The organism is Streptomyces sp. NPDC052012, assembly GCF_040689265.1.
Lineage (GTDB): Bacteria > Actinomycetota > Actinomycetes > Streptomycetales > Streptomycetaceae > Streptomyces.
On the sequence record NZ_JBFAXA010000017.1, the window covers coordinates 1 to 16670 of the forward strand.

Genomic DNA, 16670 nt, shown 5'->3' on the forward strand with positions numbered 1-16670 from the left:
CTGCACCATGTCCTCACAGAGCGATCCGCTCTCCAAAGTGAGCAAGGCCCAGCTCAGAGAACCTTGCCCTGCTCACCTTCAAGCGAGCCGCAACATGATCACCCGCGTCCAACAGGTCAACCAGGCGTTGGACTGCTCACTCGAATCCGAAACCGAGCACCTCATCAACGAACTCCTCAACAGGCCAAACACAGCCGTGCCAAGGTCCCAGTAACGGCACCGGGTTCAAGGGGCGCTTTTTCAACCGTCGCGCCACGGCGCCAAACGCAGCTCACCGGTCCAGCCAGCTGACCAAAGGCGACGCTCATCCACCGCTGATGCACGGGGAGCAGACCGGTGCCGGTGTCCCTGGCCTTGGAGAGACGCCGCTGGCAGCCCGAAGTCATGGCCCGGCCGCACCGCGAGCGCAAGTACCGCGTCCGGGTCTGCTTCTTCGCGCGCAATGCACTCCACCCGGTTCTTCCCTTTGCTTTCCACCAACATGCCCGGTGACCGCCTTCGATGGCCGGCCCCAGCCCCGCTCTGTAGCACGGCCGGCCTTCGGACAGTCGTGGCAAGGCGCTGCGCCCGCCCTTCTCTTCGCAGGTCACCGCGTCGCGAAGCCGGACGTTGATCCGGTTGGATGTCGAGGAAGGGGCAGCGAGTGAGCCTTTTCCAATCTCAATCCCGGTGACGATGTAGGGCGGTGATGGACTCGATGCGTTCTTGGCAGAGCTGGCGAAAGCTCTTCGTGGGTGAACCGTGCCCGAACCATATTCTTTTGCCATTGCTCCTTATGAAGAGCGGATATTCGGCGGCCGGCTCGCACGGCAGCGGAAGCACGGGCCCCACAGGCGTGCCCGCCCCTGGAGGCGGGCACGCCGTGCTTCAACTGTGTGGGTGGCCGGTCAGGTGCCGCCCATACGGGTGGCGCGTATCAGTGGTGGTCGCCCCAGGAGACCTCGTCGACAAAGCGGCCTCGGTGATTGTGCAGGGTGGCGGTGTCGGAGTGGTTGTCCCACATGTAGCGGCGGCGGTCCTGGTAGAGGTCGGTGCGGGCGTCACGGCCGACGCCGGTGTGGATACGGACCGTGGAACGGCCGTTGAGGTGGAAGCGGTCGAAGGTGTAGGTGCGGCCGTCTTCGTCCTGAAGAGTCCAGCCGTCCAGGTTGATGCGCTGCCGACTGGTGTTGGTGATCTCCACCCATTCCCGGTTCAGGGAGCGGTTGGAGTAGTCGTCGCGGCCGGGGGAGTTGTACTGCACGTCGGAGATCTCCACGCGGGTGCGGTCGGGACGCCCATGGTCGCCCGCGGACGCCGGCAGCGCGGTGGCGGTGAGCACGGCACCGGCCGTGAGCACGGCGGCGGCCACGCGACGGACAGTGATACAAGCGGACACAGAGTCCTCCTTGGAGATGCGGGCACCCTCCTTCGGCCGGGCCGGGGGAAGGTGCGGGTTGATGGGCGGCGGCCTCACTGGCCGCGCACCCGCACTATGTCCGCCGTGTGAACCGTGCAGGCAGAAATCGGTGCCTGTGTTACTGATTGCCCATATTTCTGTGACTCTTGGATGCAACCTCCATGTATGTCGAATGGTGTGCAATGTGGACGCCTGTGCCGAGGCATCGCTGCTGCTTCGGCTGCATCACAGCCTCTGTCCGCCACCCCAACGCCACCCCGATGCGCTTGGCCTGTCACCCGAAAGTGAGCAACAGCCTGCACTGCCCGCCAGCCCGGCCTGACCCATCCCTGCCACCGCCCGGCCTTGACCCCGTGCTCTGGGTGCCGCACAGCAGCCGACCCCTCAGCCCCCGACAGACGTCAACGGGCCTTGCCAGCGTTCCCGGGCCACCGGGCCACCCACCGGCCCGGGCAGCACCGCTCGCGCTACTGGCGGGGAGACCGGCATCGCGCCCACGCGGTGCGCCGGCACCACCGTCTAGCCACCGCGCTCGGGGGCTGTCTCTGGCACAGCGAGCGGGGCCCGGCCCGCGGGCAGCAGACCCCGATCACGAGGAGGGCATCGGGTTTCGCGTCCGGCGAGCCGGGATGCGCAGCAAGTAATGCAGGGGCAGGCCCTCGCCGGCCCACTGGTGCAGCCGGTCGCGGTCGATCCAGTGGATGTCGTGCCGTTCACCCCACGTTCTGGCGTCGCGGGTGAGGTGGCCGTTGGTGACGACGACGGCCGTGCGTGCGTGGTGGACGGGGCCGGCGGTTCCCTTGACCTGGTACATCACCGCTGAGCCGACTTTGGCGCGAACGGTGGTGTGCTTTGCCTGCACCACCAGTCGGCCGAGTCGGGCGTGGTCGGCGATGATGTCGGCGCCCTGGTCGCCCGCCTGACCGACTCGGCGTGCCCGCCAGCCGTCCCGGATCAGCAATTGGGTCAGGGCGTTCTCGAATTGCCGGTCGTCCATGGCATCGAACTCGGACAAGGTGATCCTCAGCCGGGCTGCCATCTGCGCCGCCAGGCGGCGGGTACGCACCGCGCGCCGTATCCTCCACACGCCGTGGAAGCCGGCTGCTGCCAGCCCTGCGAGCACAAGCGGCCACCAGCGCAGCGTCGCCCGTCCCACCGCGTTGGCCGCGATGACGAACATCCAGCCGGCCGCGGCCAGCACCGCGACGGCGGCCAACTGCTCGCTGCGGCCCCGCGGAGCAGGCAGCCCCCACCAAGTCCGGTGCGGGCGGCCGGGCATCAACGCCCCGCAGATGCCGACACCGACGGCTGCGGCGCTGGCGGATGCTGATCCGACGTGGAGGATGCGGAGTCGAACCCGAAAAGCTGGCCCCATAACCACACCCCCGCCACCAGCCCGGCGATCGTCCAGCCGCTGAGTTTTTTCGCCCCCGGCCGCGGATTGCGCCTCAGATGCGCTCGCACTATGTGATATCCCTCAGGAGCCTTCGCCATCTCATCCCTCCACCGGTCAATGGCAGGCCGCCGATGCGTTGCCTGCCTCTGGGGAGTTGGTCTAGCAGCGGCCACTGACATCGCCCGGTCGATCGACCGGCCGGGGCGCCTCGGTGGGTGCCAATTACGCCGCCGCCGCGCCAGCAGCCGATGTCTCGTTTGCACAATCCCGGGAACGACCGGTGTGAGCTGCGGCGATGTCCCGCACGAAGCGTCTCGGCTAGGTCCTCTCCCGAGGTAGGGGCAGCAGCACTCGCCTCCCTGCAGGCTGGGCGCGCCCCGTCCTCCCCGTGTGAATTGGCCAAAAATACAACAGTGCTCGATGCTCCCGGGCGGGATCTCGATCATCCAGGGCTTGTTGGCCGGAGCGCGCTAGCTGCGCATCCCGCCATGAACGGCTCCTTGCCCCACGGGAGGGCGGGTTTGTCCCAGTGCCCGTGGTTGGTGGTCCTGGGACACGCCGTCTGTGGTGACACGGAGGCAGGGGTCGAGCAACTGCGCGCTTGCGGGCCAGGTCTCCCTCAAGGAGAGCCGACTCTGCTGGCCTGCCCCTGTGCCTGATTCTCGCAAGCATCTGACCAGCATTCTCTCGAAGTTGGCCGTCGACCCGTCCCGCTGCTGGCTTGCGGTCCGGCAACGGGACAGGCGTTATGGGGGTTGCGACCCTGACCCTGCGGTCGCCATGGGGCCCCTTGCACCGGGGCAGGGCGCGGCCGTCAGCGGCCGGTGTGACGCACCTCGTTGCGGCACGTGGCGTGCACGCGGCCGGTGCGCAGCCCGCCGCCGGAGGGGCGAATCTGGTCGTACGGCGTCCACTTTTCGCCCGGCTCGATCCCGTGGCCGCAGGCGAGGCACTTGCTGGCGCCAGTGAGTGCGTCGTGGTGGTCACACAGGGTGACGACCGAGCGGGCGAGCCGCTTCACGCGGGCCACCTCCCCGGCCAGGCCCGCGGCCTCCGGCTCGCACAGCCGCCTACGGGCCTCTTCGACCGCGGCGAGCGCCGTCTTCGCGGGCACGTCGTCGGCGTCCCGCCGCGCGGCCAGCTGCTCGATGAGCGGCATCAGCAGCGCCAGGTGGTCGCGGAAGCCCTTCGCGAACAGCATGGCCTCGCCGTGGCGGGGCAGGGTGGACCGGTCGATGAACCAGGTGGCGGCCGACCGGATCGAGCCAACGCCCTCCGGTGGGGCCTGAACCGTCTCGGGGTTCGGCTGGGTGGTATTCACGCCCTCACCACCCGGGCGGCCCGGTGGCGCGGACAGGCACAGGGCGGCCAGGCGCAGGTGGCCGGCACCTTCTCCTTGCCGCTGCGGACGGCGACCACGGTGCCCCAGTCCTCGATCACGTGGCCGTGCCGGTGCACGGTGAACACCTCGATGGTCATCTTGACGCTGCGCCTTCTGCGGGCTGTAGCGTTCATGGTGTTGGCGCTCCTCAGTAGCGTTGGCCGGCCCCGGAGTCGTTCGCGCGGCTGCCGGCGCGCACCGCGCCAAACAGTCGCTGGGGCTGCCCCCTGCGTCACTCTGACCCGATGTGAGTACAGCGTGACCCTCTGAGAAGGGCGGAACGCTCACAGTTTTGTGAGCGTTGTGAGCCTGCTACAGGCCGATCCAGGCGGCCATGTGACTGAGTGTGTCCGGCGTGCGGCGCGCCATGTGTACGAGCCCGGTGATCGTCTCCCGGGCCGTCGGGTGGTACCGAGTCTGCTCCGGCGCCACGCGGCGCGCCTCCATCAGCGTTTTCAACGCGGCTTTGGTGTGCCCCGTCTCCATCTCGGTGCGCGCCTTGTCGATCAGGAAGTGCGCGCGTCGGGAAACCGCCAGCTGGTGCGGCACCTTGATCTTCCGGGCCTGCTTGAGCGCGTCGTCGTACTGGCGCATCTCCACTGCGGCGGACATCTTGTGCAGCACCACGTTCGTCGGCCCGAAGGACAGCCAGTGAACGTCGGAGGCATCACCGATCCGCTTGGCGATCTTTCGCGCCTCCTCGATGTGGACGGCCACCCCGCAGGGTCTTCCGCCCGCGCCGCGATAACCGACGCTCCGAGATGGAGCTGGCCCGCAACAGCCAGTGCCTCCCGGTTTGGCTCGGCTTGGTCGACCTCGCTGCGTCCGGCTGCGATCAGGCGCTGCCCGATCCGGTACTCGCCCTCCCGGAAGTACACCAGGGCTCGCATGTACTGACGGACGGCGGCCAGGCACGGGTCGGAGGCCCGCTGCGCCGCCCAATCCATGCGGTCCAACGCGACCGCCGACAGGTCGTAGTAGCCGAGCTTCACGCTGATGTCGTGCGCGGTGCGGTACGCCGACGCGAGGGCTTGCCACACCTCGGTCGACGGCTCCGACCACGCGGTGTGCGTCAGCTCGGCAATCACGCCCGGCAGCGCGCGGGCCGCGTTACGCAGGTGCGTGGCACGCACCTCGGCACACAGGTGGTCGGCCGCGGCAATGAGCTGATCCGCTGGCCTCACGCTGATGTCCGGGCTGGGGCCAAGGTCGTACAGGTCCAAGGACTCCCGGATCGGCCTGACGAGTTCAGCGAGCCGGTCCCGCTGCAATTCGGTCACATACGGCTGACCGGTCAGCACTGTCACGTCGACGTTCAGGGCTTTCGCGCAGGCGGCCACGAAGGCGGCTGTGGCCGGGCGGGCCCCGCACTCCACCTGGTTGAGGTAGCTGTACGAGTACGGCAACAGGGCGGCCATCTGGCGCTGCGTCAGCCTGGCCAGTCTGCGTTGTTCCTTGATGCGCGCGCCCGTGTGGTCGTCGTCCAGCGTTGGCATACTGGTCTCCGTTCTAAGCACCCACTTGGAACGGTACCCGCGGCCGACGGCCTGGGTGCACCCTTCCGCCCCCGACTCCGCCGTGAGCGGGGGCGGTTGTGTGATCGACTAGCCGCATGACCACAACTGACCGTGTGCTGTACCTGTTCGGGTCGGCTGCGCCGCCCGTGTTCGACCTCGCTCAGGTGATCCGAGACGCTCAGGCCCGCGGATTCGACGTGTGCCTGGGGCTGACCCCGACCGCCGCCCGATGGCTCGCCCCGCAGCAGACCGAGCTCGAACTGCTCACCGGTCACCCAGTCCGCTCCGACTACAAGATGCCGGGCGAGCCCGACGTCTGGCCGAAGGCGGACGTCATCGCCGTCGCACCCGCCACCTTCAACACAATCAACGCCTGGGCTCTGGGCATCACCCGCGACTTCATCGTCGGGGTGGTGGCCGAGGGCATCGGCAAGGGCATCCCGCTCGTGACGATGCCGTGCGTCAATGCGGCCTACGCGCAGCACCGGCAGTTCGAGCGGAGCGTGACAGAGTTGCGCGACATGGGCGTGCGCGTCCTGTACGGCGCGACCGGATTCGTGCCGAACCAACCGGGCCAGGGCCGACCGAACGAGTACCCGTGGCACGTGGTGCTCGATGCCGTGGAGGATGCCGTCGCCAGGTAGTCAGGCGGGCACCCAGACGGAGCGCCGCGAGTCTGACTAACCGTGCTCGTCTTCACGTGGTGCGCCGTGTGTCACCAAGCCGTCTGCTCTCTCGTGTCGACAGCCGGTACTCGCCGACGGGTCCCCGCGCCGAGGCCGGGGCAGGGGCGGCCGGGAGCTCGTTGTGATGCCGGCGCATGATCTGCCGCAGCGCGCGGGCACGGGACGGGAACGGGCGGACGCTCATGCGCCCACCCTGCCAGACGATCACCCGCCCTACGGGGTCGCTGTTACCCCCGAGGGTGACGTTCGATTCCGCCCGGCCTAGAATCGAACGTGTGAACGACTTGCCGCCTGACCTGCCCCGACTCCGCATTCTGGAGACGTGGCTGGCCTACACCCTCGCCAGGGTGCGGCGACAGATCGAGGAAGCCGAACAGCGCGAGGGGAACGGCAGCGCGGCATCGCCGCCCGGCCAGCCCCACCGGACTGGCTGCTGGAGCGCGGCCTGAACCGAGACGTCCCGCCGGTCGCGGTGCACGTCGGCGGCTGCTGGGACGCGGGGAACGATCGAGGGGGATCACGCGAGGCGAGGCGCTGCGGGCCCTGGCCGACGGCGTGAAGCCGTGTACCCAGTGCCGCCCGGACACGGAGCTCGGGATCCTCGATGGGTGAGCCCGCCGTGCGGACAGCGGCGGCCACGCGCACGCTGGGGGCATGGCCAGCAACCGCCCCGTCGTCGCGCACCCGCCCACCGAGCCGGGCGGCCGACTGGTGCGTCGACGGGACGATCCTGGGCTGGGCGTACGACGTGCATGATGCGGCTCGGTTCAGCGCTGGATGCGGGGCTCTCCATAGCTGGACGAGATGGACATCATCCGAACTCTGCTGATCGACTGGCGAGGCGGAGGGCCAGAGGTGTGGGCGCCCTGACGCTTCTCTCGCCTTTCCGCACCGTTACTGTCCCACCCATGGATTGGGGAGATGTGCCCGCATGGGCAGCCTTTGCACTGTCCGCCGGAGCCCTTTGGATCGCCTTCAAGGCGCGCGGTGACGGCAAGAAGTCGGCTGATGCGTCGGCGCAGCGTTGGGAATGATGGTCCTGAGGGTGCCATTCCCGCCGCAGGTGCAAATCCTGGGTATGCCAGTTGCCGCCCTGATCGGCGCGGCCATGCTGGGCATATTCCATGAGCCAGTGAATCGCACCACTGCACGCATCAGGTGCTGGCTCCTGGGCTCGCCTCTGCGGGAGCTCTCGGATGGGCTCCTGACCATCGCAGTCCTGCTCGCAGGGCGACCTCGTGCACACCTCGCCGACGATTGGCGTGCGGTCGTCGCCGGCCCTCCAGAAGAAGGCATGACGGTCTCTACTTGGGAAAGTCTGCACCATTCTTGCGGCTTCATCGTCGCGAGCCTACGAATGCGCATCCAAGATGTCGGTGCGCCGCTGTGGCGCCCCATCGACTGGCTCCTGAAGACTGAGCTCTTTCAGCGTTGCCGCTCCAGAGTGAGGACGGCTGCAGCAATTGACGGCATTCGATTTTTGACTGCATCCGGTCTTGCGGAAGATCCGCCAGGACTTCGGACGGGCCACACCCCGCTCCGTCGCGCGTACGAGGCCGCCCAGGAAGTCTCGGGTCCCAGGCCGACCGGCCCCCACACTCCAGAGCCGACGGCTTCTCGTCCGCAGAGGCCGGCGCGGCGGGAATCAGCTGGTTGAGTGGAGTTCAGGCGTAGCCGTCCTCGATAGCGACTCGTCGCACTGTGCGCAGCGTCGACTGGAGACTGTCCAGATCGGTCGAGCCGAGTGCGAGGCGGAGCGCCTGTGGTGTGCGCTTCGAGGTGGTGAAAGGCTCCGCCGTGCTTACCGAGATGTGCTGACGCGCGAGGGTAGCGGTCAGGCGATCGGCGCGTGCGTCGTCGGGCAGCGGCAGCCAGGTGAAGTAGGACGAGGGGTGGCTGATGAGTGGTAGGCCCGCCAGTTCTTGTCTGGCAAGTGCTTGGCGGGCCTTGGCGTCGTCTCGTTTCTGCGCTTCCAAGTGGTCCACCGTGCCGTCCTCGAGCCAGCGGCAGGCGATCGCGGTGGTGAGGGCCGGGGTGTTCCAGGTGGTCGCCCGAATCGCGCGTTCGAGCGACGGCACCCTAGACGGCGGGGCGACGACGAAGCCGACCCGGAGGCCGGTGGCGACGCTCTTGGACAGTCCCGAGACGTAGACGGTGATGTCCGGTGCATTTGCAGCCAGAGGCGGTGGAGGGTCCTCGGCCAGGTAGGCGTATGCGGCGTCTTCGATGATGAGCGGACCGTGCTGCCGAGCGATCTCGATCAGACGGGTGCGGTCAGTTGCCGGCATGACCCACCCCAGAGGGTTTTGCAAGGTTGGCATGGTGTAGATCGCGCGCACAGGGCGGGTCGCGCACAGCTTCTCGAGGGCATCGAGATCCGGCCCGTCGGTGGTTGTGGGTATGGGCTCCAGGTCAAGATGAAAGGCATGCGCGAGCACCTTGAAACCCGGGTAGGTGAGTGCGTCAACCGCGACGACGTCGCCGGCGTTGAGCGCGGCCATGACGGTGATGGCAAGGCCCTGCTGCGCACCGTTGACGATGAGGATCTGATCCGCGTCAGGAGTGATTCCTCGACGCCTCAGGTGCCGTGCGATCGAGGCTCTGTCCTGGGGACGCCCTCGATGTGGTTGGTAGCGCAGCAGCGAGTCGAGTTCACCAGAGGTGGCCACCTCTCGCAGAGCCTGCCGTAGGAGATCGGCTTGACCGGGCAGCGACGGATAGTTGAAGTTGAGGTCGACCGCATCCGTGGCGACGACTTGCTGATCGATGCCGTGACCGGCGGGAACCGCGATGTCGCGCACGAATGTGCCGCGGCCCTGTTCCCGGCTCACCAGGCCCATCGCTTCCAGCTCGGCGTACACCCGGGTCGCGGTCACCACGGCGATGCCCTCGCGGGCGGCGAGCCCGCGGTGTGTCGGCAGCCGCACGCCTGCGGCGAGTCGGCCTGTCCGTATGTCGGATGCGAGCGCGTCGACCAGGATTTTGTACCGCGAGGCTGCCATGCATCGAATTGTACCCATGACAATTCTTTGACTGTCCTGTTCGCGGCTCCTTACCGTCAAGACCCCACTCATCCGGAAGGGCAGCCGCCGTGCACATCGCCATCCTCACCTTCGAGGGCTACAACGAGCTCGACTCCTTGATCGCGCTCGGTGTGCTCAACCGCATCAAGACCGATGACTGGCGTGTCACCATCGCCACCCCCAGCCCCAAGGTCACGTCGATGAACGGCGTGACCATCGAACAGATGTCCCCTCTTGAGGAGGCGTGTGCCGCTGACGCCGTCATCGTCGGCAGTGGCATCGCTACCCGCGAGGTCATCGAAGACCAGGCGATCATGAGAGTTCTGCGCGGCCTGGACCCCTCGCGTCAACTCATCGCCGCGCAGTGCTCCGGCGCGCTCGTGCTGGCCAAGCTCGGCCTGCTCAACGACATCCCCGCCTGCACCGACCTGACCACAAAGCCCTGGGTCATCGCCGCCGGCGTCGAGGTGCTCAACCAGCCCTTCTACGCCAAGGACAACATCGCCACCGCCGGCGGCTGCCTCGCCTCGCACTACCTCGCTGCCTGGATCATCGCCCGCCTCGAGGGCAACGACGCCGCCGAAGGCGCACTGCACTATGTCGCCCCGGTCGGCGAGAAGGAGGAATACATCGAGCGGGCGTGGCACAACATCACCCCCTACCTGCCCGCTCCCACACCGGCGCTCGTCTGAACAACCAGTCGCAAGCAGTGACCGGCCAGGAAGTTTCTGCCCTATGGCCCAGTGAGCTTTTCAGCGTTGCCTCTCCAGCGTGAGGATCGCGGCTGCGATTGACGTCATCCGGTTGGGGCTGCAGCGTGACCTGCGGAAGATCCGCCAGGACTTCAGCCGTGCCATCGCCCGCTCGACGGGTGCCCGGGCCTGGGCAAGTGCTCGGTTGACCGTTCGCCGGGTCGGGCTGAGTTCACCGCCGGGCGGGCGTTTGAGTCCGGTGGTCCCCCAGGCTCCGGCGCCTTGGTAGGCACGGTCGGCGAGTACGGGAACGCCCTGGCGTTCGCAGATCCGGATGATGCGGTGGGTGCGGGCTGCGGCCAAATCGTGGGTCCGGCCCGGGAGGGCTGGCGAGATCCACAGCACACACCCGGCCGGGTCGGTGACGACCTGGATGTTCACGCCGTGCCGGCGGTACTTGTGGGAGTAGTCGGCACGTCCGTCGCCTAGTCGGTCGCACTCGGCGAGGGTGCCGTCCAGAAACACATAGTCCGGAGTGCTCTCGCGCAGGACTTTGAGCAGGCCCGGTGCTCGGGCTGCGAGCAGGTGGATCACCGTCGCGGTGTAGGCATGGGCGGTGCCGACCGAGATCCCGAAACCCTCCGCGACCTGGGCTAGGGTGTCGTGCTTGGGCAGGTACACCAGGGCGACCAGGGCACGCTGGTGCGGTGGAGCTTGCAGCGGCGGTCACCCTCGCGGGTGACGATGAGCATGGTGACCTACTCGACCAGGGCGTGAGGCAGGTCGAGTGCGGCAGATTACGGGACCAACGCGGCTCCTGTGCCTGTGGGTGAGACGTCGAACCCCAACGGCGCGGGAGCCTCGTGCGTTGCGGGCGTCGAACCGTCACCCGATCAGTGGCCACGCTGAAGGAGCTCATTGATCGACGCACTAACAACTGGATCGTCGTCGTGGTCGCGGGGCAGGCTGGCTACATCGTCAGTAATGGCGGCTTGAGCACACTGGCTAGGAGATCTGGGAACCGTGCGGGATCGCGGGCACAGCGTTGTACACCCTGTCGAGGTGGCTGCGTCGTTTGCGCGGGATCGAACTCACCGCAGCAGAGCGCGAGTCCACTGACGAGTTGCGCCAAGCCGCCCGCTTCCCCCGATGCGGGCGGCTCGTGCCTGAATGCACAGAGATCGAAGCGGCGACGACATTGGTGTCCTTGACCGCTAGACGACACCGGCCGTCCCCGCCAGGAGCCATGCGGGTTCGCCACCTACGCGGCGAGCTCGTAGGTGACCGTCTGGTCCGGGCATTCGCCAGCGATGTCATGCAGCGCTGCCAACTCGGGGCCATCGGCGCTCAGGGCCCAGCGGAGTTTCGTGCCCACCCACTCGGCTGCGTACCGGCAGTGCACCTCAGCGGCGGGCGGCAGCCACTCCGAAGGGTCCTGGTCCGCCTTGCTCCTGTTCGAGCGGGCCGTGACCGCCACGAGCGAGGCTTCGGCCCCCTGGTCGTTGGCGTACTGCTCGCGGCGCTGCGCCGTCCACGCTGACGCGCCGCTGTCCCAACTCTCCGCCAGCGGGACCATGTGGTCGATGTCGAGGGCGCGGGCTGACGTCACGGTGGTCGCGTCGTAGTACGACCACCAGGTCCCACCGGTGAGGCGGCAGCCGGGCCCGATCGTGGGTGGCTCCACCGCTTCGTGGATCAACACCTCGTTCCGGGTGTTGCAGCCGTCAGCGGGGTCGTCGCCAGTGTTCCAGTGCCGGAACTTGTCACGGTCGTAGCCGTCGCGGGATTCGGTGGCCAGGGGCAGGGCAGCGACGGCTTCTGTGAGGGTGAGGGTTTCTGCGGCAAGGGCGGGAGACGGTGCGGCGAGGGGCAGGACAGCGAGGGTGGCGGCAGCCAGGCCGCGCAACACAGCGTTCAGCATGTGCCGTTGATAGCCGCTGGTCAGGGGCGCACTGTACGCGAATGGCTCGTGCGCCCCCTGGGTGGGTGGATAGGTCGTACCGGAGAAACGAAACTGCCTCCACGGCCAGTCGCCGCAGCCTAAGAGCTGTCCCGTAATTGTCGCTTCGTGTCGACTGGGCCAGGCTCAGGAGCTTTGCGAGGTGGAAGCGTGATCCGCTGCCGCTTGGACGGCGGGGATCAGGTCTGCGATCCGTTCGAGCTGGTCGTGCTGGGAGTGCAGGTCCAGGGCACCGAGGCGGGCGACGATGTGCCGAGCACCGGCGGCGACGTACCGTCCTAGGTGCTCAAGCACCTCGTCCTAGGTGCTCAAGCACCTGGTCCGCGGAGCCGGTGACAGCTGCCTGGATCTTTTCCAGCTCCTCAAGTGGCATGCCGTATGTGGCCCGCGCGTAGTCGTCCAGTGCCCGACGGCCGCTCTCGATGTCGTTGTCGATCCGTACCGAGGCGAATAGTGCGGGGGTGATGTCCTCGGTCTCGCGTCCCGCTTCGGTCGCCGCTTTATGGACGTTGCGGAGGCCGGACGCGTAGTCGGCGGGGTCAGGCGGGTAGGGCAGCCATCCGTCGTACTGTCGGCCAGTGCGGGCCAGTGCTGCGGGGGTCGCGCCGCCGAGCCAGATGGGCGGGCCACCGTCTCGGGGCGGCCTGGTCGTGGGCGGGATGTCATCGAACCGAAGGATCTCGCCGTGGAAGGCGTCGGCGCCGTCCCACAGGGCCCGCCACAGCGCGACAGTCTCGTCCAGGCGGGCCAAGCGCCTTTCCCACGGCAGCTCGGACAGTGTGTAGAGGGGCCGCCCGAAGCGGCCAGGGAAGCCGACGCCGACGGTCACGGTGAGCCGGCCACCGGACAGCAGGTCGATCGACGCAAGTGCCTGCGCGGCCTGGATCGGCCGACGGAGGAACGGCATCAGTGCAGCTGTGCCCAGTGTCACGGTCTCGGTCACCGGGGCGAGTGCGGCCAGCATCGTCAGCGCCTCGATGCGCGGGCTGATCAGAGAATCGTTGACGAAGAGCGAGGAGAACGTCAAGCGTTCGGCGTAGCGGCCGAAGGCAACCAGCTCGCGAGGGTCGTCGGCAGGTCCCCACTCGGCGGTTCCGGTCGGAAGCAGTACACCGATGTCCGTGTCGGCAATGTTCACGACCGGTACGAGTGGCGACAATTCCCTGCGGGGAATGGCCTGGGACCCTCCGCCGCCGTTACAACAGGCCCGTGGACTTCCCTCGTAGGCTTCGTGAACATCGTACCCGCCGTCATGTCAGCCAGCTCGACCTGGCGCTGCGAGCGGGCACCACCCAGCGCCACCTCAGCTTCATTGAATCTGGCAGGTCAGTCCCGGGCCGGAACATGGTCGTACGCCTGGCCGAGTCGCTGGAGCTGCCGCTGCGTGAGCGCAACGAGCTGCTGCTGGCCGCCGGGTACGCGCCCGCCTACCCGGAGAGTTCACTGGACGATCCGGTGTTGGCCCCCGTGCGCACGGCGATCGACCACATCCTCCGCGGGCATCTGCCGTATCCGGCGCTGGTTGTGGACCGAGGCGGTGACCTGATCGCCGCGAACACCGCATTCGACCTGATCACCGAGGGCGCGGCTGACGAGCTGGTGGGTCCGGGCACGAATATTTACCGCCTGGCGCTGCATCCCGACGGACTGGCTCCCCGCATCCTCAACCTCGCCGAGTGGGCGCGCCACATCCTGGTGCGCCTTGGCCATCTGGAGGAGTTGCGCGCCGAGCTCACCGGGTACGTTCCCGAACTGGAGCCGTCCGCCGGGCAACTCGGTTTCGCGGTGCCACTCCGCCTGCGGTCCTCATACGGTGAGCTCCGCCTGATGACGACTGTGACGACCTTCGCGACCGCCGTCGACGTGACGCTTGCCGAGCTGAAGCTGGAGGCCTTCCTGCCAGCCGACCCGACGACGGCCGAGGCTCTCTCAGCAGCCGCCGGGGCAATGGCTTGTGCTGCCGCCGCTCAGGAGCCCGGGAACATGTAATCGGCCTCGATGCGGCCGTTGTCGTCAAGTACGAGGATGTCCGAACCACCACCCACCACGTCACCGGTTGCGGTGTACACCACCTCCCAGCCGATCCTGACCACGCCATTGAGACGTATCGCCCCGGGGCGCGCCCGGAACGCGAATCCCTGTTTCTCGACGAACCGCTCGTAGCTTCGCGCCACTCGGGTCTCGATGGCGTCGTATCCCTGTGCCTCCAGAGTCGGGTGGTCGAAGCCGAGTTCCGCGGCGGTCTCCCGTATCTCCGCAGGCGGGTGAAGGATGTGGGTGCCGTCCTCGGCCCAGAGTCGCTCGATGGCCGCGCGGCGCTCTGCCGCATCGGGCACATTCCATTGAGCCACGTAGCAGTCGGCCAGCTGCTGCGGATCGATCTCGATCATCTTCGTCCCCTTGCCCGGGCAGGTCCATTCGGACCAGATCCTGCGGGGCGCGGTGAAGACCGACAATTCCCTGTAGGGAATGGGACTTTCAAGTCAGAGACGACAGCGGTCATGCGTAGTCTCAGTGGAGTGATCACTACGTGAGTGGTGTGATGACGACGTCGGAACCGTCCTGGATAGCTCCGTTCACTGGGCTGAGCCCGTCGGCTTTCGGCAAGCTGGTGGCGCAGCTGCGAGGCGAGGGCGCCGACGCGTCCAGCCGGGGACGACCGTGGAAACTGTCGCTGGAGGACCGAGTGCTGCTCGTGACGATGTCGGACAGTCCGGTGTTGATCTCCCCTCGGAGGTTCGCCAGCTCCACCGCCAAGTTCGTCGTCGGGTCCGGGCCAGCAGGGGTGCGGTCATGCCCCGTCCTTCGGCTCCCGGTTCGGACTGCCAAGGTGACGCCCATGGTGCCGAGGACGGCCAGGGCGACGGTGACACCTCAGCCGACGTGACGGTGCCGTCCTGGTCGGCTGTGCCAGCGCCGCCGACCTGGCTGCCGCAGCAGCGAACACGGCCTTCCACATCGTCGAGGTCCTGTACGTGCGTGCGCCGAGGCCGGGCTATGGCCGCCGCTGGGCGTGGCAGGTCAGGGCCTGCCAGCGGCGCTCGAACTCTTCGCTGGCGTCGGCGACGTAGGTGGGAGTGATGGGCCGGTTGTACTGGGCAGTTATCCCCCGGGCCGCGCACACCCGGGCCACCTCCACGGGCGATGGCGCGTCCCCGTGCTCACGCTGCTCGGCCCAGACGTCGTACACCCGCCACCGCACGAAATGCCGACGCACATTGGAGGGGCTGACCGGCCTTCCGCCGCGGCCGTGCAGGCCCTTGCGCGCAAGGTAGGCCGAGAACTCCTCGCCATTAGGTTCTTCGCCGTGCTCCCTGTGGTACCCCGTCCAGGCGAGGTAGTAGCGGTCAACGGTGGTGAGCGCTACAACCTTTTCGGGCGCCGTGTCCTCCCGGGGCGGGTGGTCGATGGCGGCTCTAACCCGAGCAGGCCCCTTCCTCCCGGCGGGGTGCGCGCCCGAGCCGACCGGCATCTGGTCGAACTGCCCACCGCCCCCCGCATGTTCCATAGCAGCAGACGGGCTGGGATCAGGGGCGTCTTGCTCGGTTGCGGATTCGCCTGCGTCGACGCCGCGTCGCCGGACTGTCGCAGCGACGTCCTCCAGACCCTGGTCGGTGGAGCCCCGCTCGGGGCTGTGCGCTCCTGCGGCATCCCTGGTTCGCTCGCAGGTGAACGGGATCGGCGGCTGCTCAATACCGGCGGCGGCCAGCCCCGCCGCGGCCGTCTCGGCCAGCGGGACTCCGTAGCGGGCCAGACGCAGCGGAATCAACGCCTCCACCGGCGCCTTACGACGCCAGGCCCGCCCGAAACGGGAACGCAGACTGGCCCGATAGACCAGGCGCTCCCGCTCCAGCCGGATAACCTGCTCGTAAGAGCGCAGCTCCCACAGCTTCATCCGCCGCCACAGCAGGAAGGTGGAGACCGGTGCGAGCAGCCAGCGCGCCCGCCGGACGGCCTCCATGTGCCGGCCCGCGGTGACCGCGGCGATCCGGCCAATCGCATGCCGGGCCGCCTCAACCGCCACCACGAACAGCACCGGGATCACCGCGTGCATGCTCACACCCAGCAGATCCGGCCACGCAGCAGCGCCGTTGAAGGCGATGGTGGCCAATGTCAGCAACCACGCAGTCTGCCGCAGCAACGACAACGGCATCCGCAACCAGGTCAGCAGCAGATCCAGCGCCAGCAGGACGCAAATGCCCGCATCGATACCGACCGGGAAGAGATACGAGAAGCCGCCGAAGCCCTTGTCGTGTGCCAGTTCGCGGACCGCCACATACGAACCGACAAACCCGACACCAGCAATCACCGCGACACCGAAAGTGACCACAGCGAGGAGAACCCGGTGGGCCCGCACAAGCCGCGGTAAACCCTCCTCCCCCGCAACCACTCCCCTGGCCTCCCCTCCCTAGCTCACCCCGACACCCAGGAATCACCTTTCCACACCGCTGCTTGCCATCGCAACGAACTCACGCTCAACACGGTCAGCCACGTGCACAAAACCAGTCACCCCAGCAAACACCCCACCCGGGCCGCACCCACAAGCCCTTCTCCTCCTCGCCACGCTCGACGGCGGGAGTCCAGCGGGAAACTGGCGCGTCGACGGGAGGACACAT

At 67.8% G+C, this 16670-nt stretch carries 14 protein-coding genes and 4 pseudogenes; 7 read left to right on the forward strand and 11 right to left on the reverse strand.

Going from position 1 to position 16670, the window contains the following annotated elements; all coding sequences use genetic code 11:
• Positions 1–916: 916 nt before the first annotated feature.
• The 5 genes and pseudogenes from AB0412_RS24195 to AB0412_RS24215 all read right to left on the reverse strand — a co-directional run bounded on the left by AB0412_RS24195 (position 917) and on the right by AB0412_RS24215 (position 5672).
• Entirely contained in the window at positions 917–1351 is a 435-nt protein-coding gene (locus tag AB0412_RS24195) for a lamin tail domain-containing protein (RefSeq protein WP_366404668.1), read from the reverse strand.
• Positions 1352–1988: 637 nt separating this feature from the next.
• Positions 1989–2615: a restriction endonuclease gene (locus tag AB0412_RS24200; RefSeq protein ID WP_366404669.1), complete on the reverse strand. Its 627-nt coding sequence runs from the start codon at positions 2613–2615 to the stop codon at positions 1989–1991.
• A 994-nt stretch (positions 2616–3609) separates the two neighbouring features.
• Positions 3610–4116 (reverse strand): DUF6415 family natural product biosynthesis protein, encoded by a 507-nt coding sequence (locus AB0412_RS24205; RefSeq protein ID WP_366404670.1) that lies wholly within the window; start codon positions 4114–4116, stop codon positions 3610–3612.
• Positions 4113–4310 (reverse strand): hypothetical protein, encoded by a 198-nt coding sequence (locus tag AB0412_RS24210; RefSeq protein ID WP_366404671.1) that lies wholly within the window; start codon positions 4308–4310, stop codon positions 4113–4115. The genes AB0412_RS24205 and AB0412_RS24210 overlap by 4 nt, the downstream gene beginning before the upstream one ends.
• Positions 4311–4488: 178 nt before the next feature.
• Positions 4489–5672: pseudogene (locus AB0412_RS24215) on the reverse strand (helix-turn-helix transcriptional regulator).
• Between the two features lie 116 nt (positions 5673–5788).
• Between AB0412_RS24215 and AB0412_RS24220 the strand changes: the two are divergent.
• The 3 genes and pseudogenes from AB0412_RS24220 (at position 5789) to AB0412_RS24230 (ending at position 6991) form a co-directional block, all read left to right on the forward strand.
• Complete coding sequence (locus AB0412_RS24220) at positions 5789–6337, forward strand: flavoprotein (protein WP_366404672.1); 549 nt, start codon at positions 5789–5791, stop codon at positions 6335–6337.
• Between the two features lie 317 nt (positions 6338–6654).
• Positions 6655–6828 carry a hypothetical protein gene (locus AB0412_RS24225; protein WP_366404794.1) on the forward strand — a complete coding sequence of 58 codons (174 nt, stop codon included), beginning with the start codon at positions 6655–6657 and terminating at the stop codon, positions 6826–6828.
• A 23-nt stretch (positions 6829–6851) separates the two neighbouring features.
• Positions 6852–6991: pseudogene (locus AB0412_RS24230) on the forward strand (DUF6233 domain-containing protein).
• 1052 nt (positions 6992–8043) lie between these two features.
• On the opposite strand, the gene AB0412_RS24235 reads toward AB0412_RS24230, so the two are convergent.
• On the reverse strand, positions 8044–9381 hold the full coding sequence (locus AB0412_RS24235) for a PLP-dependent aminotransferase family protein (RefSeq protein ID WP_366404673.1): 1338 nt from the start codon (positions 9379–9381) through the stop codon (positions 8044–8046).
• An 89-nt stretch (positions 9382–9470) separates the two neighbouring features.
• Between AB0412_RS24235 and AB0412_RS24240 the strand changes: the two genes are divergently transcribed.
• Positions 9471–10094, forward strand: coding sequence for a DJ-1/PfpI family protein (locus AB0412_RS24240; protein WP_366404674.1), 624 nt, complete (start codon positions 9471–9473; stop codon positions 10092–10094).
• A 60-nt stretch (positions 10095–10154) separates the two neighbouring features.
• Here the strand turns inward: AB0412_RS24240 and AB0412_RS24245 are convergent.
• Together AB0412_RS24245 and AB0412_RS24250 are read right to left on the reverse strand one after the other, a co-directional pair.
• Positions 10155–10846: pseudogene (locus AB0412_RS24245) on the reverse strand (transposase family protein).
• 509 nt (positions 10847–11355) lie between these two features.
• Positions 11356–12015 carry an HNH endonuclease family protein gene (locus tag AB0412_RS24250; protein WP_366404675.1) on the reverse strand — a complete coding sequence of 220 codons (660 nt, stop codon included), beginning with the start codon at positions 12013–12015 and terminating at the stop codon, positions 11356–11358.
• A 189-nt stretch (positions 12016–12204) separates the two neighbouring features.
• Between AB0412_RS24250 and AB0412_RS24255 the strand changes: the two genes are divergently transcribed.
• Positions 12205–12336, forward strand: a complete 132-nt coding sequence (locus AB0412_RS24255) for a hypothetical protein (protein WP_366404676.1) — start codon at positions 12205–12207, stop codon at positions 12334–12336.
• A 4-nt stretch (positions 12337–12340) separates the two neighbouring features.
• Here AB0412_RS24255 and AB0412_RS24260 read toward each other — a convergent pair whose 3' ends face one another.
• Positions 12341–13192, reverse strand: a complete 852-nt coding sequence (locus AB0412_RS24260) for an LLM class flavin-dependent oxidoreductase (RefSeq protein ID WP_366404677.1) — start codon at positions 13190–13192, stop codon at positions 12341–12343.
• Between the two features lie 71 nt (positions 13193–13263).
• Here AB0412_RS24260 and AB0412_RS24265 point away from each other — a divergent pair, with 71 nt between their 5' ends.
• Positions 13264–14043 carry a helix-turn-helix transcriptional regulator gene (locus AB0412_RS24265; protein ID WP_366404678.1) on the forward strand — a complete coding sequence of 260 codons (780 nt, stop codon included), beginning with the start codon at positions 13264–13266 and terminating at the stop codon, positions 14041–14043.
• Here AB0412_RS24265 and AB0412_RS24270 read toward each other — a convergent pair.
• Positions 14022–14444, reverse strand: coding sequence for a hypothetical protein (locus AB0412_RS24270; protein ID WP_366404679.1), 423 nt, complete (start codon positions 14442–14444; stop codon positions 14022–14024). The two genes, AB0412_RS24265 and AB0412_RS24270, sit on opposite strands and share 22 nt — an antisense overlap.
• A 140-nt stretch (positions 14445–14584) precedes the next feature.
• On the opposite strand from AB0412_RS24270, the pseudogene AB0412_RS24275 reads away from it, so the two are divergent.
• Positions 14585–14752, forward strand: a pseudogene (locus AB0412_RS24275) (IS5/IS1182 family transposase); the annotation flags it as partial.
• A gap of 297 nt (positions 14753–15049) precedes the next feature.
• On the opposite strand, the gene AB0412_RS24280 reads toward AB0412_RS24275, so the two are convergent.
• Complete coding sequence (locus AB0412_RS24280; RefSeq protein ID WP_366404680.1) at positions 15050–16444, reverse strand: DUF2637 domain-containing protein; 1395 nt, start codon at positions 16442–16444, stop codon at positions 15050–15052.
• Between the last annotated feature and the right edge of the window lie 226 nt (positions 16445–16670).